Genomic DNA, 23,155 nt, shown 5'->3' with positions numbered 1-23,155 from the left:
GTAGGCATTGTTATTTTTACATTTTTTTTATCTTTTTCATATTTCTTTACATTTTTTAACCTGATAGCGAAATTTGTTTACAAACAAATCGTGGAACTACGGCAATTTATTTATTTGTTTTCAGAACCCCGTATATTCGCAATCGGGAGGAAACGGGTCGACATTGCCTGTTTGACGGGCAAAATCGGTTCATCAATATCCAGTCCTAGAGGGAGGAGCCTCAGTATGACAACCGCTGCCCAGGCAGGTGCCAAAACATATCCGCCATCCGCAGAAATCGTGTCCCGTGCGCATATCGATGCTGACAAATACGCGGCAATGTATGCAGCCTCTGTCAGTGATCCTGATGTCTTCTGGGATGAACAGGGCAAGCGCGTCGACTGGATCAAGCCTTATACTCAGGTCAAGGATGTGGACTACAGCTTTGGCTCGGTGAAGATCAACTGGTATGCCGATGGCACGCTGAATGTTTCGGCAAACTGTCTTGACCGTCACCTGGCGACACGCGGCGATCAAACCGCGATCATTTGGGAGCCGGATGATCCAAACGACGCAGCGCAGCACATCACCTATGCCGAGTTGCACCGCCGCACCTGCCGGATGGCCAACATTCTGGAATCAATGGGCGTGCGCAAGGGCGACCGGGTCGTGATCTATCTGCCGATGATCCCCGAAGCCGCCTATGCCATGCTGGCCTGCGCGCGGATTGGGGCGATCCATTCGATTGTTTTCGCAGGCTTTTCCCCGGACGCCCTGGCAGCGCGGGTCAATGGCTGCGACGCCAAGGTCCTGATCACTGCCGACGAAGCCCCGCGCGGTGGCCGCAAGACGCCACTGAAATCGAATGCCGATGCGGCTTTGCTGCACTGCAAGGACACCGTGAAATGTCTGGTGGTCAAGCGGACCGGTGGCCAAACTACATGGGTGGATGGGCGTGACCACGACTACAACGAAATGGCGCTTGAAGCGGATGACTACTGCGCGCCCGCCGAGATGAGCGCAGAAGACCCGCTGTTCATCCTCTATACCTCGGGCTCAACCGGTCAGCCCAAAGGCGTGGTGCATACGACCGGCGGCTATCTGGTCTATGCAGCCATGACCCATGAGATCACTTTCGATTACCACGATGGTGACGTGTACTGGTGCACCGCAGATGTGGGATGGGTCACGGGCCACAGCTATATCGTCTACGGCCCACTGGCCAACGGCGCGACCACGCTGATGTTCGAGGGTGTGCCGACATTTCCGGACGCCTCGCGGTTCTGGCAGGTCTGCGAAAAGCACAAGGTGAACCAGTTCTACACCGCGCCGACCGCAATCCGTGCCCTGATGGGACAAGGCAATGAATTCGTCGACAAATGCGACCTGAGCGACCTGCGCGTTCTGGGCACAGTGGGCGAGCCCATCAACCCCGAAGCCTGGAACTGGTACAACGAAGTTGTCGGCAAAGGGAAATGCCCCATCGTTGATACCTGGTGGCAGACCGAAACCGGCGGTCACTTGATGACCCCCCTGCCCGGAGCACACGCGATGAAACCCGGCTCGGCCATGAAACCGTTCTTCGGCATTGTGCCGGTGGTTCTGGACCCGCAATCCGGTGTTGAGATTGAGGGCAATGGGGTCGAAGGCGTTCTGTGCATCAAGGACAGCTGGCCGGGCCAGATGCGCACCGTCTGGGGCGATCACGAGCGGTTCGAAAAGACCTATTTCTCGGACTACAAGGGCTATTACTTCACTGGTGACGGCTGCCGCCGTGATGAAGATGGCGATTACTGGATCACTGGTCGCGTTGACGATGTGATCAACGTATCCGGGCACCGTATGGGCACGGCCGAGGTGGAAAGCGCACTGGTTGCGCATGCCGCCGTCGCCGAAGCCGCTGTCGTAGGCTACCCCCATGAAATCAAGGGGCAAGGCATCTATTGCTACGTCACCCTGATGAATGATCGTGAGCCCAGCGACGAACTGCTGAAAGAACTGCGCACCTGGGTGCGGACCGAAATCGGCCCGATCGCCAGCCCGGATGTGATCCAGTGGGCACCTGGCCTGCCCAAGACACGCTCGGGCAAGATCATGCGCCGTATCCTGCGCAAGATTGCCGAAAACGACTTTGGCAGCTTGGGTGATACTTCGACACTGGCTGATCCGTCGGTCGTCGAAGACCTGATCGAAAACCGTGCGAACAAGTGAGGATGTGATGGACGCTGCCACGATCACCACACCCGCCGTTCTGATCCTTCTCGGCCCTCCGGGCGCCGGGAAGGGCACACAGGCCCGCATGCTTGAAGAAAAGTTCGGGCTGGTTCAACTGAGCACCGGCGATCTGCTTCGGGCCGCCGTTGCTGCCGGAACCGAGGCAGGCAAGGCCGCGAAGGCCGTGATGGAAGCCGGCGATCTTGTCAGTGACGAGATCGTCATAGACATCCTGCGCGACCGGATGGCGGAACCGGATTGCGCCAAAGGTGTCATTCTGGACGGATTCCCGCGGACTACTGTTCAGGCCGAAGCGTTGGATGGACTGTTGGCCGAAAACGGTCAGAAGATCAGCGCCGCGATCAGCCTTGAGGTGGAGGATGCCGAGATGATCACCCGCATCTCGGGCCGCTATACCTGTGCTGGCTGCGGTGAGGGGTACCACGATCAGTTCAAGAAACCGGCGGTCGAAGGAAAGTGTGACAAATGTGGTCACACGGAGTTCAAGCGCCGCGCCGATGATAATGCGGTAACCGTTGCGTCCCGGCTGGAAGCCTACCATGCGCAGACCGCTCCGCTGATCGACTACTACGAAAGTCATGAGGTTTTGAAACGGACCAACGCCATGGGCCGGATCGAAGACATCGCCAGTGATCTGGAACAGATCGTCGGCGACGCGATGAGTTAAGGGGATAAGTGAAGCCCAATTTGGGGCTCTGATCCAACAAAAGAATACTTCAACGGACCCGCCTTGGCGGACCGGAGGAGTTTTGCCAAACGCCACCCGGCGTTCGGCGCATTCGAGAGGCGGCCCAACGCACTGGAGGAGTTGGGCAAGGGGCCGCTCAACGACGAAGCGAAGGAGGAACCCGCGATGGCGGATCAATCTACAAACTCCGCGCAGGCTGCCGAGGCCGATAAGGGCTATTGGCAGGCCAACCTGCGCCTCATCTACATCAGCCTCGTGATCTGGGCGCTGGTGTCTTTCGGATTCGGCATTCTGCTGCGTCCGCTGCTGTCGGGTATCGCTGTTGGCGGCACCGACCTGGGCTTTTGGTTCGCTCAGCAGGGATCGATTCTGGTCTTTCTGGTGCTGATCTTCAACTACGCCTGGCGCATGAACAAGCTGGACGCCGAATACGGCGTGGATGAGGAGTAACCCCCATGGACCAGTTTACCATCAACCTGCTGTTTGTCGGCGCGTCGTTCGCGCTGTACATCGGCATCGCGATCTGGGCCCGTGCGGGTTCCACATCCGAATTCTACGCCGCCGGTCGCGGCGTTCACCCGGTCACCAACGGTATGGCGACAGCGGCGGACTGGATGTCCGCGGCCTCGTTCATCTCGATGGCGGGTCTGATTGCCTTTACCGGCTATGACAACTCGACCTTCCTGATGGGTTGGACCGGTGGCTACGTGCTGTTGGCACTGCTGCTTGCACCTTACCTGCGCAAGTTCGGCAAGTTCACCGTATCGGAATTCATCGGCGACCGCTTCTACAGCCAGACCGCCCGTATCGTTGCGGTGATCTGTCTGATCGTGGCTTCGGTGACCTATGTTATCGGCCAGATGACCGGCGTTGGCGTGGCCTTCGGCCGCTTCCTTGAAGTGTCGAACACATCCGGTCTTCTGATCGGTGCCTGTGTCGTGTTTGCCTACGCGGTTTTCGGTGGGATGAAAGGTGTAACTTACACTCAGGTCGCTCAGTACTGCGTGCTGATCACCGCCTACACGATCCCGGCGATCTTCATCTCGCTGCAGCTGACCGGTACTCCGATCCCGGCGCTGGGTCTGTTTGGCGACACCGCAGGCGGAGAGCCTCTGCTGAGCAAGCTGGACGCGATCGTGACCGAGTTGGGCTTCAACGAATATACCGCCCACCACTCGAACACGCTGAACATGGTACTGTTCACACTGTCGCTGATGATCGGTACCGCCGGTCTGCCGCACGTGATCATGCGCTTCTTCACCGTACCGAAAGTGTCTGACGCTCGCTGGTCGGCTGGCTGGACGCTGGTCTTCATCGCTCTGCTGTACCTGACTGCCCCTGCGGTTGGCGCAATGGCGCGACTGAACATCACCGACATGATGTGGCCCAACGGTGGCATCGAAGGTGGCGCTGTTTCGGTTGAAGACATCGACACCGATCCACGTTACGACTGGATGCAGACATGGCAGAAAACCGGTCTGCTGGACTGGGAAGACAAGAACGGCGACGGCAAGATCCAGTACTACAATGACGCGAATGCCGACATGCAGGCCATTGCGGAAGAAAAAGGCTGGGTTGGTAACGAACTGACCAAGTTCAACCGCGACATCCTGGTTCTGGCCAACCCCGAAATCGCCAACCTGCCGGGTTGGGTGATCGGTCTGGTCGCGGCCGGTGGTCTTGCGGCTGCCCTGTCAACCGCTGCGGGTCTGTTGCTGGCGATCTCGTCGGCGGTGTCCCACGACCTTGTCAAAGGTGCGATCAACCCGCAGATCTCTGAAAAAGGAGAGCTGCTGGCGGCTCGTATCGCCATGGCCGTGGCCATCGTCGTTGCAACCTACCTGGGTCTGAACCCGCCGGGCTTTGCGGCGCAAACCGTGGCGCTTGCCTTCGGTCTGGCGGCGGCCTCGATCTTCCCGGCACTGATGATGGGGATCTTCTCGACCCGCATCAACAACACTGGCGCAGTTGCTGGTATGCTGGCAGGTCTGACCGTGACCTTGGTCTACATCTTCCTGCACAAGGGCTGGCTGTTCATTCCGGACACCAACTCGTTCACCGATGCTGACCCGCTGTTGGGTCCGATCAAGTCGACTTCGTTCGGTGCCATTGGTGCAATGATCAACTTCGGCGTTGCCTACGTCGTCGCCGGTATGACCAAGGAGACTCCGCCGGAGATCGTCGAATTGGTCGAAAGCGTGCGCATTCCCCGTGGTGCGGGCGCAGCTCAGAACAAGTGAGCCTGATGTGGTCGGTACCCTCCATGGCTGACCACATCTTTCGATCCACTGTACCCGCCCGGCATCCCACCGGGCGGGGCTTTTCATTCAGAAGCCAAGGACGACCCTATGCCCCTGTCCCATGATGAGATCACCCGGTTTCTGAAATCCGTTCACCCCTATGACGCCCTGCCCACGGATGCGCTGGACGCCGTTGCCCGGCAGATCGAGGTTCACGAGGTCGAAGCGAATAGCCCGGTTTACGAGTTGGGCGGCCCCCTGCCCGGTGTTTTCGTAATCTACGAAGGACAGGTCGAAATCACGGATGAAAACGGCGCGGTCGTATCCCACCTTGGTCTACGCAACTCCTTTGGCGAGCGGGGGCTGCTGAAAGACGGCAAGGCAGCAACGCATGCGCGCGCGGACACGCCGTCTGTTCTGATTCTGCTGCCGCCCGCCCTGGTGCGCCAACTGATCGACGATCATGATGTGGTCTCGAGATTCTTCAACCGAACCCGGGGCAACCGCTCCACTCCGCAAAGTCTGGCAACCACCGCCATTGACGTTTTGATGGCACGCGATCCTGCGACTTGCCCACCTTCCACCCCGGTTCAAAAGGCAGCGCAGTTGATGCGGGAAAGGCATATCTCGTCGCTTTGCGTAACCGAAGGCGAGACCCTTCTGGGCATTGCCACGCTGAGGGACATCGCAAGCAAGTTCGTGGCAGACGGAATGCCCGCAGCAACGCCGGTTTCGTCGATCATGACGGTAAATCCGGTCACACTTTCGCCCTCGGATATCGGCTCGGACGTTCTGCATGTGATGATGGAGCGCGGCATCGGCCACATTCCCATTTCCGAAGGCGGACGTCTTGTCGGCATCGTCACGCAAACGGACCTGACCCACTATCAGGCCGTCAATTCCGCCGAACTCGTGCGTCGGATCGCCCGCGCCCAATCCGCCGAGGAGATGGCGCTGGTGACGGCCGAAATCCCTCAACTTCTGGTGCAGTTGGTGGCCGGAGGGAACCGGCACGAGATCGTGACCCGTCTGATCACCGACATTGCCGATACTGCCACCCGGCGTTTGCTGGTATTGGCAGAAGACAAATTTGGACCACCGCCAGTTCCCTATCTGTGGCTGGCGTGCGGTTCGCAAGGGCGGCAGGAACAGACAGGTGTTTCAGATCAGGACAACTGCTTGATGCTGGATGATCAGGTGACAGACGCCCAGATGCCCTATTTTGCTGATCTGGCCAAATTTGTTTCGGACGGGCTGGACACCTGCGGGTATTTCTATTGCCCCGGCGACATGATGGCCACCAATCCGCGCTGGTGTCAGCCGGTCCGCGTCTGGCGCGACTATTTCAAGGGCTGGATCGCCAAACCCAACCCCGAGGCACAGATGTTGGCCTCGGTTATGTTCGACCTGCGCCCCATCGGCGGCGCGTTCGAGCTGTTCTCGGATCTTCAGGCAGATACGCTCGGCGCGGCCAGCGCAAATTCAATCTTTGTCGCCCACATGATTTCCAACTCGCTCAAGCACACGCCGCCATTGGGCCTGCTCCGCGGCTTTGCGACGATCCGTTCGGGCGAGCATCGAAACACGCTGGATCTGAAACATAACGGCGTCGTGCCTGTGGTGGATCTGGCCCGGATTTACAGTCTGCAGGGGCAATTCACCGAAGCCAACACACGTGCACGCCTGAAAGCCGCCGAGGCCGGCGGCGTGCTGAGCCCCGCTGGCGCGCGGGATCTACTGGACGCCTACGATCTGATTGCCGAAACCCGGCTTGAACATCAGGTTCGGCAGATCAAGGCTGCGAAAGATCCCGACAATTACCTGCCCCCGTCGGATTTGTCCGACTTTGAGCGAAGTCATCTGCGCGATGCCTTTGTCGTGGTAAAAACGATGCAGTCGGCGGTAGGCCACGGCAAGGGCATGTTGGGTTAAGTGTAGTTTGACGAATACGATGGGATCGCTTTCGGCGACCGTATTTGGAACAAGAAGAAGAGGCGAGACGCGCCTGAGTCAGAAAGGTTAGCCATGTTTCTTGAATTGATCGGTACGGTTTTTGCAGGTTTTGCTTTTGCAGGCATCGCAATGCTGTTGAACAAGCTTTCCGGTGGCCGTCTGCCCCGCTGGACCGCGCCGGTTGCCGCCGGTGCCGGGATGATCGGAGTGACCATCGCCAGCGAATATTCGTGGTATGGGCGCCAGCTTGAAACCTTGCCTGAAGGAATGGAAATCGTGCAGGAGGTCGAAAGCCGCGCCTTCTATCGACCTTGGACCTATGCCGTGCCCTTCGTGGATCGTTTTGCCGCGATCGATACCGTATCGATACGCACCAACGCGCAGGTTCCCGAGCAACGCCTGGTGGATTTATACTTCTTCGGTCGCTGGGCCCCGGTTTCGAAACTGCCCGTTGCAGTCAATTGCGCCGAAAACAGCCGCGCCAACCTGGCAGATGGTGCAGAATTCGCCGATGACGGACGGCTGCTGAATGCCACCTGGATCGCGGCGGGTTCCGGAGACCCGGTCATAGAAGCCACCTGCGAGGTCTGATCATGCTGACCCGGCTGAGCCTGCGCCTGAGAGTATTCCTGTTCTTCTGTCTGCTGGCACTTGGCGGATTGACCGTCTGCATTGCAGCCCTGTGGGTCGGATACGCACGAACGGGCAACCCGGACCTGGCCAATGCGTTTGTTTTTGCCGGTATTCTTATCGCCTTTGGCCTTTTGGCGCTAAGTGTCGGAGTCTGGCTGTTGTTTGACGACAATGTCGCGAAACCGATCGAGCGCTTGTCGGCTGAACTGCGCGCCCGTGCGCATGCTGGTGTCAGCAGCGACCTTGACCTTCAGGCCGCTCGGTATTTGGGGGATCTGGCCCCGGCAGCGGCAGGGCTTGCGGATCGGCTCACTGACAAGACCCTTGATATCGCCGAAGCCGTCGCTGCGGAAACTGCTCATCTCGCGGCTGAAAAGCGGAAGCTTACGGCGCTGTTGACGGAAATTCCGGTGGCAATGCTGCTGGCTGGTCCGACCCATAAAATCGTTCTCTACGACGCGCAGGCCGCCGAGGTTTTGGCCCAGATTTCCCATCCTAGGCTGAACGCCTCTCTTTTCGAGTATCTGCAGCCGAACCCGCTGACAGCGGCGTATGAGAAGATGTGCAAGACCGGGCTCGAGGTCGCATGTACGCTGACCAGCATTGATGGCAACCAAAGCTATGCCGCGCGTATGAAACCCCTGGGCCATGCGCCCGGCTACATGCTGATCTTCGACGACAGCGCCGCCAATATCCCGCCCGAGGCCGCCCGCCCGCTGGTTTACAATTTCGATCTGTTGGACGGAGCCACCGATGTAGAATTCGAACATCGCGCCCTGACCGACCTGTGTTTCGTGGTGTTCGATACCGAGACCACGGGCCTGCTGCCGCACAAGGATGAAGTTGTGCAGATCGGCGCAGTCCGGGTGGTCAAGGGCCGGATCGTCGAAGGTGAGCATCTGGATTTGCTGGTCAACCCCGGAATTCCGATCCCTCCGGCTTCGACCAAGGTGCACAAGGTCAGCGACCACATGGTCCTGGGGGCTCCGGACATTGCCCAGGCTGGGCGCGTTTTTCATCAGTTCGCTCATGATGCGGTCATTGTGGCCCACAACGCTCCGTTCGATATGGCGTTTATGCGCCGGCATGAGAAACGCATGGGTGTGGAATGGAACCACCTGATTTTGGACACGGTCCTGCTGTCGGCTGTGCTGTTCGGTGCCAGCGACACACACACCCTGGATGCACTATGCGAGCGACTGGACATCACAATCCCGGAGGCGCTGCGCCATACGGCATTGGGTGACGCCGTCGCGACGGCCGAGGCTCTGGTCAAGATGCTGCCCATGCTTCGGGCACGCGGGATGGTGACATTTGGCGATGTTCTGGTCGAAACACGCAAACATGGGCGATTGCTGGAAGATCTGAACTGACGCGTAAATATTCACGCCATTTTCACCTTTCCATGGACAAACCCGACCGCTCATGGCACCTGATGCGCGTCTAAAACACGAGCGCGCAATGACGGATAGAACCTTCACCCCGGGCCCTGATCACAGCAACGCCTTTCGCCAGGCGTTGGGCTGTTTCGGCACAGGTGTGACGGTCATCACGACCAACACGGCCGAAGGGCCGCGCGCGATTACCGTGAATTCCTTTTCCTCGGTGTCGCTGGATCCCCCGCTGGTTCTGTGGTGCCTTGCCAAGGATTCCAACCGCTTTGACGCCTTCAGCGCATGCACGGACTATTCGATCCACGTCATGGCGCAGGAGCAGCAGGATCAGGCTTTGAAGTTTGCCCGAAACGGCTTTGATTTCTCGCACGCAGACTGGCGCGCGGATCCTGCCGGTCGCCCTCAACTGGACGGCTGCCTGGCGCGGTTCGATTGCCATCTGCACGACCGGCACGAAGCGGGCGATCACCTGATCTTGGTGGGTCGCGTCGAAACCGCGATGTACCGGACAGGTCAGGGTCTGATTTTCAAACGCGGTCAGTTCGGTGGTTTTGTCGATACGATCTGAACGCTATTCGTCCAGAGACCCATGAACGGCAAGCGCCTCAAGTTTAGCATCTTGGGGAACGATGACGCGAAACGCTTCATGAACACCTGAATCGGTCAACTCGCGTGCAACGGTTAGCAGCGTGTTCGGCGCGTGTTCTTCACACAGGCCGGACATATGGTCAATTTCGGCCCGTGCAACGCCCAGGGCTGCATCGATTGATGGGGCCCCGTAAAAACGGACGAAATGATCCGCAAGATTCTGTGCGATCTGTTCAAGTTCGGATGGTTCGACGTTGGTAACGGCGACGAATGTCACCCGTCCGAATGTCTCAAGCCCCAGCCAGCCGTTGGCAAAGGCCTGCCGCGCCTTGCCTGCCAGATCAGCCGACCCCCAGTTCGAAAACTCGAACCCGCCCGAAATGCACCATTCACCGGTGCGCGCAGGCGACTGAAAGACATTCATGTCACTTTCGTCAAAGTGAATGGCACGGGCCAATTTCATCAGGATGCCTCCAGCAACTCAGTCAGTGGGCGCAGTTGAGTGTCCGAACCCTTGCGGATCAGCATACCAAACCTTTCATCCGTGCCAAGGAACACGCCCTGTTCTTCAATCGGCTCACCCACGCCGCGCAGAAGTCCCATCCATTCTGCGTGCAACGAGCCGTTGCCGTCCTCTTGCCAGCGATTGAGCCATGTCAGCATGTGACGCGACCAGCTTTCGACCAACTGCACCGGGCCGACTTCGGCACAGCCTTCGTCATACAGCGCGGTGACATCAGGATTTTCCCCGGGTGCATCGCTTGTCTGCAACAAGGCTAGTTCCCACCCTATCACCAACCAGTCAGGGACTTCTTCCGAACTATTGGCGGAAGCAGCGGCCCGGAACTGTCCACACCGGGCCCCGTTCACGCAGACCAAACCGTCCCAGCCCAGATGTACGGCAACCTCGGGCGGGGCCAGCGCGCCCAAAGCGTTCTGAAAACCCACCGCGCACAACGGAAGCATTGCCATTGCGTCCAGCAGCGGCACCTCGGGCGCGAAGACAATCGCAACCCGCAGACGGTCTGCCTGAATATTGTAAACGACCGCGCCTGCGTCACAGCCCAGCGCAGCCATTGCCTGCGCGCGCTCAAACGGGTCTTCCCCGCCCTGAACCGGATGTCCGGTCAGCAATGGGGGGAAGACCGGCTCGGTCATGCCTGGCCCTTGGCGATCATGTCGCGGGCGATCTTGCGGAACGCCTCGGCCTGCGGACTGTCTGGCTTGCTGACCACGATCGGCGCACCGCCATCGGCTGCAACGCGAATGTCCAAATGCAGCGGAATTTCCCCCAGCAGCGGAACGCCCAGCGCCGCGGCTTCGGAGGCCACTCCGCCGTGTCCGAATACATGCTCCTCATGTCCGCAATTCGAACAGATATGGGTCGACATGTTCTCGATCATCCCCACGATGGGCGTTTTGAGCTGATTGAACATGTCGATGCCTTTGCGGGCGTCGATCAGCGCCACATCCTGCGGAGTTGACACGACGATGGCGCCATCCACCCGGAATTTCTGGCTCAGCGTCAGTTGCACGTCGCCGGTGCCGGGCGGCAGATCGACGATCAGCACATCCAGTGCACCCCATTGCACCTGGTTCATCATCTGCTGCAGCGCGCCCATCAGCATTGGACCACGCCACACGACCGCCTGCCCTTCGTTGGTCATCAGGCCCATCGACATCATGGTGACACCGTGATTGCGCAACGGCAGGATCGTTTTTCCGTCAGGGCTTGCCGGTCGTCCGGAAACCCCCAGCATACGCGGCTGCGATGGCCCGTAAACATCCGCATCCAACAGTCCAACACGGCGACCTTCGGCGGCCAGCGCGCAGGCCAGGTTGGCGGAAACCGTCGATTTACCGACCCCGCCCTTGCCCGATGCCACTGCGATGATCCGGTCAACACCCGCAACCGGCTGTGGCCCAGTTTGGGAAGGCTTGGGTTTCGGCTTCAGATCCGGCGGCGCCTTTTCGGAATGCGCGGTCATCATCGCGGATACTTTTTCAACACCCTCGACCATCTTTGCGGCCTGTTCTGCGGCGGCACGCACCGGCTCCATCCGCTCGGCCTGTTTCGGGTCGATCTCCAGCACGAAACGAACGGTTTCACCTTCGACATTCAGGGCGCGCACCACACCTGCACTGACGATGTCCTGACCCGAAACCGGGTCGGTGATCTTTTTCAGGTTCGCCAGAACCGCGTCACGAACACTCATGCATCTGTTTCCTTGTTCCGCCCCATGGTGTGGGTATCGCCTGTCATTGCATGTGTCTCCGTCTTTTTCAGTTTATTTGACGCTATCCGCCAGTCGCCGCTAGGCTTGGGGGATGCGTGCCATCCTTTTGTGCCTAAGCCTGTCGCTGTCTGCCACCCCTTCGTTATCGCAAGAGGCGCTTGGGCTTGCGGCTCCGGATCAGGTGAGGGACTCGGGTCTACTGCAACATATTCTTCCGCGCTTTTCCCTCAAGACCGGAATCCGGGTTATCGCCGATGAAAACGGGATAATGTCTGTGGCGGCCTCCCCGCCGGGTAAGCCCGTCTTTGCCCGGGATGGCGTCACCTACCATCTTCGTATTCAGGATGACCCCCGCCAGGTCCGGTTTGAGGACTGGATGCTGTCGGACATTGGAAAGCGCACGATCGAAAGCTTTGTGCCGGATCAGGGCCCTCCTTTCGATACGCAGTTTGACACCGTTGAAACTGCAGAAGAAACGGCAACGAACGCGAACACTGAGATCGGGCGCGAGCTGTCGTTTACCCATTGCGGAAGGTGTCATGTTATTGGTCCGCGCAACCGCATGAACGGTCTGGGCTCGACCCCTTCCTTTGCGGTTCTGCGCGCCATGCCCGACTGGTCGGAGCGGTTCGAAGCCTTCTTTGCGCTGAACCCGCACCCTTCGTTCACGCAAATCGCGGGGCTGACACCGCCGTTCGATCCGACCCGGCCCTCGCCTATTCACCCGGTCGAAATCACGCTGGAGGACTTGGAGGCCATCCTCGCCTTCGTATCGAACATCCGCGCGGCCGATCTGGGCGCGCCACTGCAGCATCAGTGATCCTTTCGCTTCGAGAAGTAGTCCTCGGTGGTGACAACACGCGGCCTTGGGCTGGATTGAAAAGGATTGTCCTGGTGCTGAAACTGCGCATTTACACGGCAATTGTCGCACATCTGGATCATCCGCGCCTGTTCGGATGAGGCAAACATCGGATGGCTTCCCGACAGTTTGTCCATAATGCGCTCGACCGTGGACTTCACACCGAACAACGCTCCACACTCGACGCAGGCAAAGGGTTCTTCCTCGTTCAACACCTGCTGAGACAGGGCTTTGTCACTCAGGTCCAGCTGCGGGACCAGAGCAATCGCTTTTTCGGGGCAGATCGTCCGACACAGGCCACATTGCAAACACGCGTCCTGCTGGAAATTCAGTTGCGGCATATCCGGGTTGTCGACCAATGCGCCGGACGGGCACAGCGACACGCAGCTCAAACACAGCGTGCAGGCATCCGTATCAACAGCAATGGCCCCATATGGCGCGCCCTGTGGCAAAGTGATCGGCTCATGGGCGCCAGGGTTCAGCGCCTGCGCTGCCAGTCGCGCGACCTGCCGACGATTTCCCAAGGGGAGGACCGGATCGGTCAAAGCCTGCGGGACATGCTGATCGTAAAGACGGTCAGACAGTGCATCCGGGTCAGTTTCATCAATCACACCAAGACACTCGGGATCGGCAATGGCCTGCGCCAGCATCAGTTCCTTGTCCAGCGCGTCCTTTTCGGTCGTTGGCGAAAGCAGGACATCGACTCGTGCAAATCCGTGGGCCAGACCGGCCAGCATTTCCGCATGACCAAAGCCCGAGATCACGCTCAGTTCCAGCGGGATCACATCCGCAGGCAAGCCCCGACCGAACCGGGCAGCAAGCCGGATCATCTCGGCCCCATGGGCATCGTGAACCAGCAAACGCGGAGCGATGCCTCCGGCCCTTCGGTAGGTGCGCGCCAGGACATGCATCCGGGACAGTGAAGCGGCCAGGGGCGGATCCTCGTAGGTGATCGCCGTCGACGGGCAAACCGATGAACATTCGCCGCATCCGGCGCAGATCATCGGATCTATTGCGACGTGTTCTCCGGCCGGAGTAATTGCACCCGTCGGACAAATGTCCAGACAATTCGTGCAAGCCACCTGTTCCGCCCGGGAATGGGCGCAAAGGGTTTCATCGAGACGAACATAGAGCGGCTTTTCGAACGTTCCAACCAATTGCGCCGCATCAAACGCCACCCTTTCGACGGCCAGCGCATCGCGCGGATCGGTGCGCAGGTAGCCTTCGCGCTTGGCCGGGGCCTGAACAAATGGGGTGCCGCCGGTCAGGTCGATCACAATGTCGCAGACCGATCGCGCGCCATCCTTTGCGTCGGTCCAACCGAACGCGCCCCGCCCGCCGGGTTTCAACTGCCTCAACCTGTCCAGCTTCAGCGAGAACGCACCAAGCGCCCCATTCAGCGTGCGCAGTTCCCCATGCACGACGTCAAACGATCTGGAGACCGGTACAGCGTCATCCGTGGCCAAAACCGTGATCGCCAAAGTATCTGACAAGCGCCCGGCCAGCGCAAAAGCGGCCTCGCCCGGCCCAATGATAAAGCAGGTCCCTTCGCTAACGACATCGACGCTGGGAGTGATCGGTTGCGGCAGCAGTGCTTCGGCGGCCAGCGCAGCCATCTTGGGTGCCGCATCCTGCCCCTGTTCGGACCAACCTGCGCGGTCGCGCAGATCGACAAAGCCGGGCGTTTCAACACCCAGATCGTCGGCAAGGTCACGAAACACGTCCTGCTCCTGCCCGCAGGCTATGATTGTCGTATCCTCGCCTTTCAGCGCAGCGGCGGCGGCTTCCAGTTCCCGCGTGCACAGCGCGCTGTGAATTTTGGAACACGCCACGTCGCAGGCCGAGGCCACCTTGTCCGCATCCAGCGATTGGGTTCCTGCGCAATCGCAAAGCAGCATCTTTATGGCCATATCCATCCCCATCGCTTTCCCCACCCTCAGCACATTAAGCCGTATGCGCAGTGAGGCAATGTCCACGCCACCAAAGAAGGGTTTATTCGCCGGATCGACCCCGCATAACCCTCGCCCGGGCACCAAAATTCATTACCGATTGGTTAAAAAATAAACTTGTGGTGATCAATTGTCATGTTTCGCTCTAATAAGATGCTTGGCGAAAAGCCGTATTGTGTACCATAGTGGACACCAAGGAAGGCAGGGGAGAGCCTTTCGGGGAGGATTAGGTGGCCAGGGCCGCAAATCAGATCGAAATGCCGGTTGGCGTTGTTGTGCGCAAAACACCGGGTGTGACCCGTTGGGCGCGGTGGAGTTGGCGTGCTGTGGCGGCTTTGCCCGGAGCAGGACCTGCAGATTGGAAGGAATTGCGCCGCGAGGGGGAAGCAGTGGAGTACCACGCAGCCACCCTGCCGCTGACGCTCTGGGCAGACGAAACCGAAGCCTACATGGTGAACCTCGCTGACATTCAGCCGTCCGTCTATCTGGTCTTGCGGGACGAGCTTGACGGAGATCATCCGTTGAATGCGGTTCTGATCACGGCTTCTCCTTTTGAAGGTCAGGACTATGCAGATACCGGAGAAGAGATCGTCGAAAAAATCCCCATGAGCGAGGGTCTGATTGCGTGGGTGCGCGACTTTACCCTGCAACATCACCGGGATGAGGTGTTCATCAAACGCCGCCGCGACAAGAAACGGACCGATCTGGTGGAAGATGGAAAAGGGGATGCGCGCATTCGGCAGGCCTCGGACGTGTATCGCGCGCCGCGGAGGATCGTGCAATGACGGAAGTGCGCGATTTCTGGTCCCGCCGCAAGGCTGCCGTTCAGGCTGAAGCCGAGGCTGAACGCACCTCCTCCGAAGCGCAGAAAGTGGCAGAACAGCAGGCAGAGCTGGAAGAGAAGTCAGATGCGGAGATTCTTGCCGCATTCGATCTGCCGGACCCGGATGATCTGAAACCCGGTGACGACATTTCAGGGTTCATGGCCCAGGCCGTCCCCGACCGCCTCCGCCGACGTGCATTGCGACGCCTGTGGCGATTGAACCCGGTTCTGGCCAATGTGGACGGGCTGGTCGACTACGGTGAGGACTATACGGACGCCGCATGCGTCATCGAGAACATTCAGACGGCCTATCAGGTCGGCAAAGGTATGCTGGCCCATGTCGAGGCGCTGGCCGCCGAATGTGATGAAGAAGAACGTCCACCCGAAGGCGAGAACGAGGTGATCACCGAGGTCCGGGACGAACCCGCATTCGATGACGACACGCGACCGGAACCTGTACAGGTCGCAGAAAGCGATACGCCTGACGATACCGAACTAAACCCTGCCCCGCGCCGTATGACGTTTGAATTCGAAGGATAACCCAATGACCGCAAGCAACGCGCAAAACCTGGATGTCTCGGCCGAAGACCGACTGCGCGCGGATTTCTACAACTTTCTTGGTTTGCTGTTGGCGGGCCCGCCGGATCAGTTGCTGCTGGATCAGATGGCCGGATTGGGTGGCGACGACACTGAACTGGGCAAGGCCATTCAGGCCATGGCAAGGGTTGCCAAAGTCACCAAACCCGCAGCGGCGGAACGGGAATTCAATGCGCTGTTCATCGGGTTGGGTCGGGGCGAGTTGCTGCCTTATGCCAGCTTCTACCTGACGGGTTTCCTGAACGAGAAACCACTGGCCCATCTACGCAACGACATGGCAGCGCGTGGGATTACGCGGGCGCAAAACGTGTTTGAACCCGAAGACAACATCGCGTCGCTGATGGAGATGATGGCGGGCATGATCGTCGGGCGCTTTGGCGCGCCTGCCACGCTGGAGGACCAGAAGGTGTTCTGGAACAAGCACATCGGCCCATGGGCCATGCATTTCTATTCGGATCTCGAAGCCGCCGAAGCTTCGGTTCTCTATGCCTCGGTCGGAACAGCAGGCCGGGTTTTCATGGAGATCGAGCGGGAGGCTTTCCGGATGACGGCAGCGTAACTTGCTGCCATTCGCCAGCGCCCTAAACGGCGCTAAATCGCAATTGGGAAGGAGGAGCCCATGAGCAAGACCAAGGAAGACGGCGCCACACGCCGCGATTTCCTGAAACTGGCCGGTACCGCAGCACCCGCTGCCGTTGCCGCCGCCAGCCTGACCGGGAAAGCCGAGGCAGCCGAGCTGCCGACGGACGAGACCCGGATTCAGGACACAGCGCATACGCGCGCATACTTGAAAAGCGCGCGCTTCTGAGCCGCGACGACAGCGCCCGGGTCTGATCCGGACGACGTCACACCCGACTGACGGTTGCGATTGGCCCTGACGTCGGCTTCAGCAGTACCAAGCCAGCCATGGCTCACATGGCCAGCAAGGGAGGAAAACAATGCTTAGGAAAAAGACCAACGGGGTTGCGAGACGCCCCCAGCGGACAAGTATCCTGTCCCAGGTCGGCGAAAAAACCGTCGATCGCCGCGCATTCCTGCGTGGCTCGGGCCTGACGATCGGCGGCCTTGCCGCGATCAGCGCCACGGGTGGAACCGTGACGCCAGCCAGCGCCCAGACAGCGGCAAACCAGGCCGTTGAGAATATCAAATCCGTATGCACCCACTGTTCGGTCGGCTGTACAGTCGTCGCCGAAGTGCAGAACGGTGTCTGGATCGGGCAAGAACCCGGTTGGGACAGCCCGTTCAACCTGGGTGCGCACTGCGCCAAGGGGGCCTCGGTCCGCGAGCATGCCCACGGCGAGCGTCGCCTCAAGTATCCAATGAAAAAGGAAGGCGGCGAGTGGAAGCGCATCAGCTGGGAAGAGGCGATCAACGAGATCGGCGACGGCATGATGAGCATCCGCGAGGAATCCGGGCCGGACAGCGTGTACTGGCTGGGGTCCGCGAAGCATAACAACGAACAGGCCTATCTGTTCCGCAAGTTCGCCGCCTACTGGGGCACGAACAACGTGGACCATCAGGCCCGTATCTGCCACTCTACCACTGTTGCGGGTGTTGCGAATACATGGGGCTACGGCGCCATGACCAATTCGTATAACGACATCCATAATTCCCGGGCCATCTTCATCATCGGCGGCAACCCGGCCGAGGCGCACCCCGTCTCGCTGCTGCACGTTCTGCGCGCGAAAGAGCAGAACAACGCGCCGCTGATCGTCTGCGACCCGCGCTTTACGCGTACCGCGGCGCATGCAGATGAATATGTCCGCTTCCGCCCCGGCACAGACGTTGCGCTGATCTGGGGTATCCTGTGGCACATATTCGACAACGGCTGGGAAGACAAAGAGTTCATCCGCACCCGTGTCTGGGGCATGGACCAGATCCGTGAAGAGGTTGCCAAGTGGAACCCGGATGAGGTCGAGCGCGTCACCGGTACTCCGGGCTCGCAGTTGAAGCGCGTTGCGCGGACCATGGCCAACAACCGTCCCGGCACCGTGATCTGGTGCATGGGCGGTACGCAGCACACCAACGGCAACAACAACACACGCGCATACTGCGTGTTGCAGCTTGCCTTGGGTAACATGGGCACCTCGGGTGGTGGGACCAACATCTTCCGCGGCCATGACAACGTGCAGGGCGCGACGGACCTGGGTGTTCTGTCACACACCCTGCCCGGCTACTATGGCCTGTCAGCCGGCGCCTGGGGCCATTGGGCCCGCGTCTGGGGTGAAGAACCGGAATGGCTGGCTGGCCAGTTCGCCACGATCAAGGACAAGGAAGGCAAGGACAAACCACTTCAGAACGAACGTGGCATCCCGGTCTCCCGCTGGATCGACGGTGTCCTGGAAGACCCGGCGAACATGGATCAGGACAACAACGTCCGTGCCATGGTTCTGTGGGGTCACGCTCCGAACTCGCAAACGCGAGGCCCGGAGATGAAAACGGCGATGGAGAAGTTGGACATGCTGGTCGTGATCGACCCGTATCCCACCGTCTCGGCCGTTCTGCATGACCGCACCGATGGGGTCTACCTGTTGCCCGCCTGCACGCAGTTCGAAACCCGTGGCTCGGTCACGGCGTCGAACCGTTCGCTGCAGTGGCGCGACAAGGTGGTTGATCCGCTGTTCGAAAGCCTGCCGGACGAGGTCATCATGGCCAAGTTCGCCAACAAGTTCGGCTGGGCGGATCGGTTCTTCCGCAATATCGAGATGGAAGACCCGGAAACCCCGAATGTTGAAAGCATCACGCGTGAGTTCAACTCGGGCCTCTGGACCATCGGCTACACCGGTCAGTCGCCGGAACGTCTGAAAAGCCATATGGCCAACCAGCACACGTTCGACAGAACAACGCTGCAAGCCATTGGTGGCCCGAACGACGGTGAGTATTACGGTCTGCCCTGGCCCTGCTGGGGAACGCCGGAAATGGGTCATACGGGGACACCGAACCTGTATGATATGTCCAAACCGGTGGCCGAAGGCGGCCTGACCTTCCGCGCCCGCTTTGGCGTGGAGCGGGACGGCGACAACCTGCTGGCTGAAGGGGTCTATAGCGTTGGATCGGAAATTCAGGACGGTTATCCCGAATTCACGATGCAGATGCTGATGGACCTTGGCTGGGATGGCGATCTGACGGCCGAGGAACGCGCGGCCATCGACGCCGTTGCGGGGCCGGAAACCAACTGGAAGACCGACCTGTCCGGCGGTATCCAGCGGGTCGCGATCGCTCATGGCTGTGCGCCCTTCGGGAACGCCAAGGCCCGCGCGGTTGTCTGGACCTTCCCGGATCCGATCCCGCTGCATCGCGAACCGCTCTATACGAACCGGCGCGATCTGGTGGAGGACTATCCGACCTACGAGGACCGGCATGCCTATCGCCTGCCCACCCTTTATGCTTCGATCCAGAAGAACGACTTTTCAAAGGATTACCCGATAATCCTGACGTCAGGTCGTCTTGTCGAATATGAAGGCGGCGGTGATGAGACGCGGTCGAACCCGTGGCTGGCCGAGCTGCAGCAGGACATGTTCGTCGAGATCAATCCGCGCGATGCCAACAACCTTGGTATTCGTGACGGATCACAGGTCTGGGTCGAAGGTCCTGAAGGTGGCAAGGTCAAGGTTATGGCGATGCTGACCAACAGGGTCGGTGCCGGCGTGGCCTTCATGCCTTTCCACTTCGGCGGCCATTTCCAGGGCGAAGACCTCAGGGCGAAATACCCTGCTGGTGCCGATCCCTATGTCTTGGGTGAAAGTTCCAACACCGCCCAGACCTATGGCTATGATTCAGTGACCCAGATGCAGGAGACCAAGTGTACTCTCTGCAAAATCTGGGCAGCGTAAGGAGGACGATAATGGCTAGAGCAAAGTTTCTCTGCGACGCTGAACGCTGCATCGAGTGCAACGCCTGCGTGACCGCGTGCAAGAACGAACACGAGGTGCCGTGGGGCATAAACCGCCGCAGAGTGGTGACGATCAATGACGGTAATCCGGGCGAACGCTCGATCTCGGTTGCCTGCATGCATTGTTCGGATGCACCGTGTATGGCGGTGTGCCCGGTCGACTGCTTCTATCAGAACGAGGAAGGCGTCGTCCTGCACTCCAAGGACCTGTGCATCGGCTGCGGCTATTGCTTCTACGCGTGCCCGTTCGGCGCGCCGCAATACCCGCAGGCTGGCAACTTCGGATCGCGCGGCAAGATGGACAAATGTACCTTCTGCGCCGGCGGCCCCGAGGAAACGCACTCGACCGCAGAGTTCGCCAAGTACGGTCGCAATCGGATCGCCGAGGGCAAACTGCCCATCTGCGCCGAAATGTGTTCCACCAAGGCCCTGCTCGCCGGTGACGGCGATGTGGTCTCGGCCATCTACCGCGAGCGCGTCGTCGCCCGTGGATTTGGCTCGGGTGCCTGGGGTTGGGGCACGGCCTACGACCAGAAAGACGGATAAAACCGTATTCTTGAACCAAACAGACGACCCGCTGCGCCGGGTCGTCTGACTAGGGATTTTGACCGAGGTTCAGATGTTCCGCTTGCTCACCGTATTGCTGCTGACATTCTCGATGGCCCAGATCGCCGTCGCCCAATCAAGTGAAACCCAAGCCCCCGCCCCTGCCGACAGGTCAGCGACTGGCGGCGCGACAACGCTTGAAGACATCCTGGCGCGTCAGCGCGGCGAAAGGGTGGATAACAGCTATCGCTCGGACAATACCGGCCAAGGCAACGCCGAAGGCTTGCTTGGCCAGTTGGGAACGCGCGGTGTTGCCTCGGACAGCGATGTCTATCGCGCCCTTCGCTATGGCTCGGCAGACGTGACGGTGTCGTCCAAAGGGCCAGCAGCCGGAGTACTGATCCAGGACGGCGGTATGTGGTGGCTGAACTTTCGAACCGGACCGCTGCGCGAATACGGAACCTATATCGTGGGCGGAATGCTGGCGGTCATCGTATTGTTTTTCCTGATCCGCGGGAAAATCCGCATCGATGGCGAAAGGACCGGCCGCACGGTGACCCGCTTCAATGGATTTGAAAGGTTTGGCCATTGGCTGTTTGCCGGGTCGTTCCTGATCCTTGGCGTTACGGGTCTGCTTACGCTATACGGCCGCGACTTCCTGATCCCGCTTGTCGGCAAGGAAGGGTTTGCAACGATTGCTCAGGGGTGCAAATGGCTGCACAACAACCTCGCTTGGGCTTTCATGCTGGGCCTGATCATCGTCACGGTGAACTGGATCGCCCACAATATCCCCAACCGGACCGACCTGAAATGGCTAGCTGCCGGAGGAGGTCTGTTTTCCAAAGGCAGTCACCCGCCCGCCTGGAAGTTCAACGCGGGCCAAAAAATCATTTTCTGGGCCTGTATCCTGCTTGGCGTCTCAATTAGCTTGTCCGGTCTGTCGCTTCTGTTCCCCTTTGAACTGCCGATGTTCGCAAAGACCTTCTCGGTCGCCAACGCGACCGGGCTTCCGCAAATGCTGGGCCTGACCCTGCCCGAGCAGATGTCCCCGCAGGAAGAGATGCAGTATGCCCAAGTCTGGCACGTGATGGTCGCGTATGTGTTCATCGCCATCATCATCGCCCATATCTATCTGGGCTCGGTCGGCATGGAGGGCGCATTTGACGCCATGGGCACGGGAGAGGTCGAGGAACAATGGGCGCGCGAGCATCATTCGCTGTGGCTGGAAGACGTCCAGGAAAAAGAGGCTGGCAAGGCAGCGGCCTCGCCCGCGGAATAGATGCGCAAGCTGGTCATAGCACTGGCCCTGATCCCCTTCCCGGCTTTGGCCGAGTTTTTCACGCTCAAGGGTCACGGCGGGCCGATCATGGGGATCGCCGCTGCGCCGGACGGACGGATTGCGACTGCCAGTTTCGACAACTCGGTCGGGCTGTGGTCGGACCGCAAGCCGCAATGGCTTGAAGGGCACGAGGCCGCCGTCAATTCCGTCGCCTTCAACGGCCGTGCTGTCTATTCCGCCGGAGACGATTTCACGCTGCGTCGCTGGCCGGACGGAGAGATCGTCGGCCAACACAAAGGCAAGGTCGTTGGGGTCGCCGCCTCGAAGACGCATGTGGCCACGGCCAGTTGGGACGGAACCATCGGGATTTGGCCAGAAGATGGTTCGGCCTCGCTGACACTTCAGGCGGGAAGCGGCGTGAATGCCGTTACCTTTTCGCCGGATGGGGCCACGTTATACTCGGCGGGCATGGACGGTACGTTGCGCGTTTGGGACGTTGCCAGTGGACAGGAAACTGACCGGATGGTCGAACACGGGTTCGGTATTAACGAACTGGTTCTGAACTCCACTGACAATTGGATCGCCTATGGTGCCGTGGATGGTGTGACACGCATCCTGGACCTGACAACCGACGAAGAACGCGACTTTACACTCGACCGCCGTCCAATCCTTGCGCTGGCGCTTAGCCCCGATCGCAAACTTTTGGCGGTGGGCGACGGCGAAGGCTACATCATGGTGATCGACACGGTCGAATGGCGCATCGCGCAGGATTTCCGGGCGACCTTGCGCGGGCCGGTTTGGGCATTGGCCTTCTCGTCGGACGGTCAGAACATCCATGCCGGCGGCATTGACGAGGCGATGTACAGCTGGCCCGTCGCCGCCCTTGGGGATCAGGAACAAATGGCGGCAGCCGAACCCAGCTTCCTTAAAAACCCTGATGAGATGAGCAATGGCGAACGCCAGTTTGCCCGAAAATGCTCGATCTGCCACAGCTTGACCCCCGACAGTGAACGACGGGCCGGACCGACTTTGCACGGCGTTTTTGGCCGGCAGGCAGGCACCCTGCCCGGATATTTCTACTCGGACACGCTGCAAGACTCTGATATCGTTTGGAATGAGGACACAATTAATGCCTTGTTCGATCAGGGTCCGGACCATTACATTCCGGGATCGAAGATGCCGATGCAGCGGATCGCCGGGTCACAGGACAGAGTGGATTTGATCGACTTTCTGCGCCACGCCACCGCACCGGAAAACTGAGCT

Annotated in this window: 21 protein-coding genes; 17 read left to right on the top strand and 4 right to left on the bottom strand. The window is 59.6% G+C overall.

The genetic code is table 11. The features are described 5' to 3' along the window. Positions 1-225 precede the first annotated feature (225 nt). From acs to AC2FIR_RS05045, 8 genes are all read left to right on the top strand, one after another. Positions 226-2,190: an acetate--CoA ligase gene (acs, locus tag AC2FIR_RS05080; RefSeq protein ID WP_496744661.1), complete on the top strand. Its 1,965-nt coding sequence runs from the start codon at positions 226-228 to the stop codon at positions 2,188-2,190. Positions 2,191-2,197: 7 nt separating this feature from the next. After that, the gene (locus tag AC2FIR_RS05075) at positions 2,198-2,881 is read left to right on the top strand and encodes an adenylate kinase (protein ID WP_496744659.1); all 684 of its coding nucleotides are present in this window, start codon (positions 2,198-2,200) and stop codon (positions 2,879-2,881) included. A 186-nt stretch (positions 2,882-3,067) separates the two neighbouring features. After that, complete coding sequence (locus AC2FIR_RS05070) at positions 3,068-3,352, top strand: DUF4212 domain-containing protein (protein ID WP_170348424.1); 285 nt, start codon at positions 3,068-3,070, stop codon at positions 3,350-3,352. A gap of 5 nt (positions 3,353-3,357) precedes the next feature. After that, the gene (locus AC2FIR_RS05065; protein ID WP_170616216.1) at positions 3,358-5,142 is read left to right on the top strand and encodes a sodium:solute symporter family protein; all 1,785 of its coding nucleotides are present in this window, start codon (positions 3,358-3,360) and stop codon (positions 5,140-5,142) included. Positions 5,143-5,250: 108 nt separating this feature from the next. Next, entirely contained in the window at positions 5,251-7,074 is a 1,824-nt protein-coding gene (locus AC2FIR_RS05060; RefSeq protein WP_496744657.1) for a DUF294 nucleotidyltransferase-like domain-containing protein, read from the top strand. Between the two features lie 93 nt (positions 7,075-7,167). Continuing rightward, a complete protein-coding gene (locus AC2FIR_RS05055) occupies positions 7,168-7,686 on the top strand; it encodes a hypothetical protein (protein WP_496744655.1) in 519 nt (172 codons plus the stop codon). A gap of 2 nt (positions 7,687-7,688) precedes the next feature. Beyond that, positions 7,689-9,101: a 3'-5' exonuclease gene (locus AC2FIR_RS05050; protein ID WP_496744653.1), complete on the top strand. Its 1,413-nt coding sequence runs from the start codon at positions 7,689-7,691 to the stop codon at positions 9,099-9,101. Positions 9,102-9,189: 88 nt separating this feature from the next. Further along, on the top strand, positions 9,190-9,690 hold the full coding sequence (locus tag AC2FIR_RS05045; RefSeq protein ID WP_480910189.1) for a flavin reductase family protein: 501 nt from the start codon (positions 9,190-9,192) through the stop codon (positions 9,688-9,690). Between the two features lie 3 nt (positions 9,691-9,693). Here the strand turns inward: AC2FIR_RS05045 and AC2FIR_RS05040 are convergent, their stop codons facing one another. From AC2FIR_RS05040 to AC2FIR_RS05030, 3 genes are read right to left on the bottom strand one after another with little or no spacing between them, the layout of a single operon-like run. Beyond that, positions 9,694-10,173 carry a DUF6505 family protein gene (locus AC2FIR_RS05040; RefSeq protein WP_496744652.1) on the bottom strand — a complete coding sequence of 160 codons (480 nt, stop codon included), beginning with the start codon at positions 10,171-10,173 and terminating at the stop codon, positions 9,694-9,696. Beyond that, positions 10,173-10,868, bottom strand: a complete 696-nt coding sequence (locus AC2FIR_RS05035) for a biotin/lipoate--protein ligase family protein (RefSeq protein ID WP_496744650.1) — start codon at positions 10,866-10,868, stop codon at positions 10,173-10,175. Before AC2FIR_RS05035 ends, AC2FIR_RS05040 begins: the two co-directional genes overlap by 1 nt. Further along, positions 10,865-11,926, bottom strand: a complete 1,062-nt coding sequence (locus tag AC2FIR_RS05030) for an Mrp/NBP35 family ATP-binding protein (RefSeq protein ID WP_321253432.1) — start codon at positions 11,924-11,926, stop codon at positions 10,865-10,867. The genes AC2FIR_RS05035 and AC2FIR_RS05030 overlap by 4 nt, the downstream gene beginning before the upstream one ends. A gap of 112 nt (positions 11,927-12,038) precedes the next feature. On the opposite strand from AC2FIR_RS05030, the gene AC2FIR_RS05025 reads away from it, so the two are divergent. Then, the gene (locus AC2FIR_RS05025; RefSeq protein ID WP_170616200.1) at positions 12,039-12,767 is read left to right on the top strand and encodes a cytochrome c family protein; all 729 of its coding nucleotides are present in this window, start codon (positions 12,039-12,041) and stop codon (positions 12,765-12,767) included. Here AC2FIR_RS05025 and AC2FIR_RS05020 read toward each other — a convergent pair. Further along, complete coding sequence (locus tag AC2FIR_RS05020; protein WP_496744646.1) at positions 12,761-14,716, bottom strand: 4Fe-4S binding protein; 1,956 nt, start codon at positions 14,714-14,716, stop codon at positions 12,761-12,763. The two genes, AC2FIR_RS05025 and AC2FIR_RS05020, sit on opposite strands and share 7 nt — an antisense overlap. 269 nt (positions 14,717-14,985) lie before the next feature. On the opposite strand from AC2FIR_RS05020, the gene AC2FIR_RS05015 reads away from it, so the two are divergent. The 8 genes from AC2FIR_RS05015 (at position 14,986) to AC2FIR_RS04980 (ending at position 23,152) form a co-directional block, all read left to right on the top strand. Continuing rightward, positions 14,986-15,540, top strand: coding sequence for a DUF3305 domain-containing protein (locus AC2FIR_RS05015; protein WP_496744644.1), 555 nt, complete (start codon positions 14,986-14,988; stop codon positions 15,538-15,540). Next, positions 15,537-16,118: a DUF3306 domain-containing protein gene (locus tag AC2FIR_RS05010; RefSeq protein WP_496744642.1), complete on the top strand. Its 582-nt coding sequence runs from the start codon at positions 15,537-15,539 to the stop codon at positions 16,116-16,118. Before AC2FIR_RS05015 ends, AC2FIR_RS05010 begins: the two co-directional genes overlap by 4 nt. A gap of 4 nt (positions 16,119-16,122) precedes the next feature. Next, positions 16,123-16,734, top strand: a complete 612-nt coding sequence (locus AC2FIR_RS05005) for a TorD/DmsD family molecular chaperone (RefSeq protein WP_170676699.1) — start codon at positions 16,123-16,125, stop codon at positions 16,732-16,734. 60 nt (positions 16,735-16,794) lie between these two features. Next, positions 16,795-16,983, top strand: a complete 189-nt coding sequence (locus tag AC2FIR_RS05000; RefSeq protein WP_170676697.1) for a ubiquinol-cytochrome c reductase iron-sulfur subunit N-terminal domain-containing protein — start codon at positions 16,795-16,797, stop codon at positions 16,981-16,983. Positions 16,984-17,113: 130 nt separating this feature from the next. Continuing rightward, positions 17,114-20,008: a formate dehydrogenase subunit alpha gene (locus AC2FIR_RS04995; RefSeq protein ID WP_170806187.1), complete on the top strand. Its 2,895-nt coding sequence runs from the start codon at positions 17,114-17,116 to the stop codon at positions 20,006-20,008. An 11-nt stretch (positions 20,009-20,019) separates the two neighbouring features. After that, positions 20,020-20,613: a formate dehydrogenase FDH3 subunit beta gene (fdh3B, locus tag AC2FIR_RS04990; protein WP_037307340.1), complete on the top strand. Its 594-nt coding sequence runs from the start codon at positions 20,020-20,022 to the stop codon at positions 20,611-20,613. Positions 20,614-20,686: 73 nt separating this feature from the next. Further along, complete coding sequence (locus AC2FIR_RS04985) at positions 20,687-21,892, top strand: formate dehydrogenase subunit gamma (protein WP_496744639.1); 1,206 nt, start codon at positions 20,687-20,689, stop codon at positions 21,890-21,892. Beyond that, entirely contained in the window at positions 21,893-23,152 is a 1,260-nt protein-coding gene (locus AC2FIR_RS04980; RefSeq protein ID WP_496744637.1) for a c-type cytochrome, read from the top strand. Positions 23,153-23,155: the final 3 nt, after the last annotated feature.

The sequence above is a fragment of the Ruegeria sp. CDSB136 genome, assembly GCF_059610965.1.
Note: the sequence above shows the minus strand (reverse complement) of the source record. Positions and strands in the feature narration are given on the sequence as shown.

Excerpts from the sequence above, each read along its gene's own strand:
- AC2FIR_RS05040 (WP_496744652.1), bottom strand. The coding sequence starts at position 10,173 with ATGAAATTGGCCCGTGCCATTCACTTTGACGAAAGTGACATGAATGTC.
- AC2FIR_RS05070 (WP_170348424.1), top strand. The coding sequence starts at position 3,068 with ATGGCGGATCAATCTACAAACTCCGCGCAGGCTGCCGAGGCCGATAAG.
- AC2FIR_RS05045 (WP_480910189.1), top strand. The coding sequence starts at position 9,190 with ATGACGGATAGAACCTTCACCCCGGGCCCTGATCACAGCAACGCCTTT.
- AC2FIR_RS05010 (WP_496744642.1), top strand. The coding sequence starts at position 15,537 with ATGACGGAAGTGCGCGATTTCTGGTCCCGCCGCAAGGCTGCCGTTCAG.
- AC2FIR_RS05020 (WP_496744646.1), bottom strand. The coding sequence starts at position 14,716 with ATGGCCATAAAGATGCTGCTTTGCGATTGCGCAGGAACCCAATCGCTG.
- AC2FIR_RS04995 (WP_170806187.1), top strand. The coding sequence starts at position 17,114 with ATGCTTAGGAAAAAGACCAACGGGGTTGCGAGACGCCCCCAGCGGACA.
- AC2FIR_RS05025 (WP_170616200.1), top strand. The coding sequence starts at position 12,039 with ATGCGTGCCATCCTTTTGTGCCTAAGCCTGTCGCTGTCTGCCACCCCT.
- acs (WP_496744661.1), top strand. The coding sequence starts at position 226 with ATGACAACCGCTGCCCAGGCAGGTGCCAAAACATATCCGCCATCCGCA.
- AC2FIR_RS05050 (WP_496744653.1), top strand. The coding sequence starts at position 7,689 with ATGCTGACCCGGCTGAGCCTGCGCCTGAGAGTATTCCTGTTCTTCTGT.
- AC2FIR_RS05060 (WP_496744657.1), top strand. The coding sequence starts at position 5,251 with ATGCCCCTGTCCCATGATGAGATCACCCGGTTTCTGAAATCCGTTCAC.
- fdh3B (WP_037307340.1), top strand. The coding sequence starts at position 20,020 with ATGGCTAGAGCAAAGTTTCTCTGCGACGCTGAACGCTGCATCGAGTGC.
- AC2FIR_RS05030 (WP_321253432.1), bottom strand. The coding sequence starts at position 11,926 with ATGAGTGTTCGTGACGCGGTTCTGGCGAACCTGAAAAAGATCACCGAC.
- AC2FIR_RS05005 (WP_170676699.1), top strand. The coding sequence starts at position 16,123 with ATGACCGCAAGCAACGCGCAAAACCTGGATGTCTCGGCCGAAGACCGA.
- AC2FIR_RS04985 (WP_496744639.1), top strand. The coding sequence starts at position 20,687 with ATGTTCCGCTTGCTCACCGTATTGCTGCTGACATTCTCGATGGCCCAG.
- AC2FIR_RS05055 (WP_496744655.1), top strand. The coding sequence starts at position 7,168 with ATGTTTCTTGAATTGATCGGTACGGTTTTTGCAGGTTTTGCTTTTGCA.
- AC2FIR_RS05035 (WP_496744650.1), bottom strand. The coding sequence starts at position 10,868 with ATGACCGAGCCGGTCTTCCCCCCATTGCTGACCGGACATCCGGTTCAG.
- AC2FIR_RS05000 (WP_170676697.1), top strand. The coding sequence starts at position 16,795 with ATGAGCAAGACCAAGGAAGACGGCGCCACACGCCGCGATTTCCTGAAA.
- AC2FIR_RS05065 (WP_170616216.1), top strand. The coding sequence starts at position 3,358 with ATGGACCAGTTTACCATCAACCTGCTGTTTGTCGGCGCGTCGTTCGCG.
- AC2FIR_RS05075 (WP_496744659.1), top strand. The coding sequence starts at position 2,198 with ATGGACGCTGCCACGATCACCACACCCGCCGTTCTGATCCTTCTCGGC.
- AC2FIR_RS04980 (WP_496744637.1), top strand. The coding sequence starts at position 21,893 with ATGCGCAAGCTGGTCATAGCACTGGCCCTGATCCCCTTCCCGGCTTTG.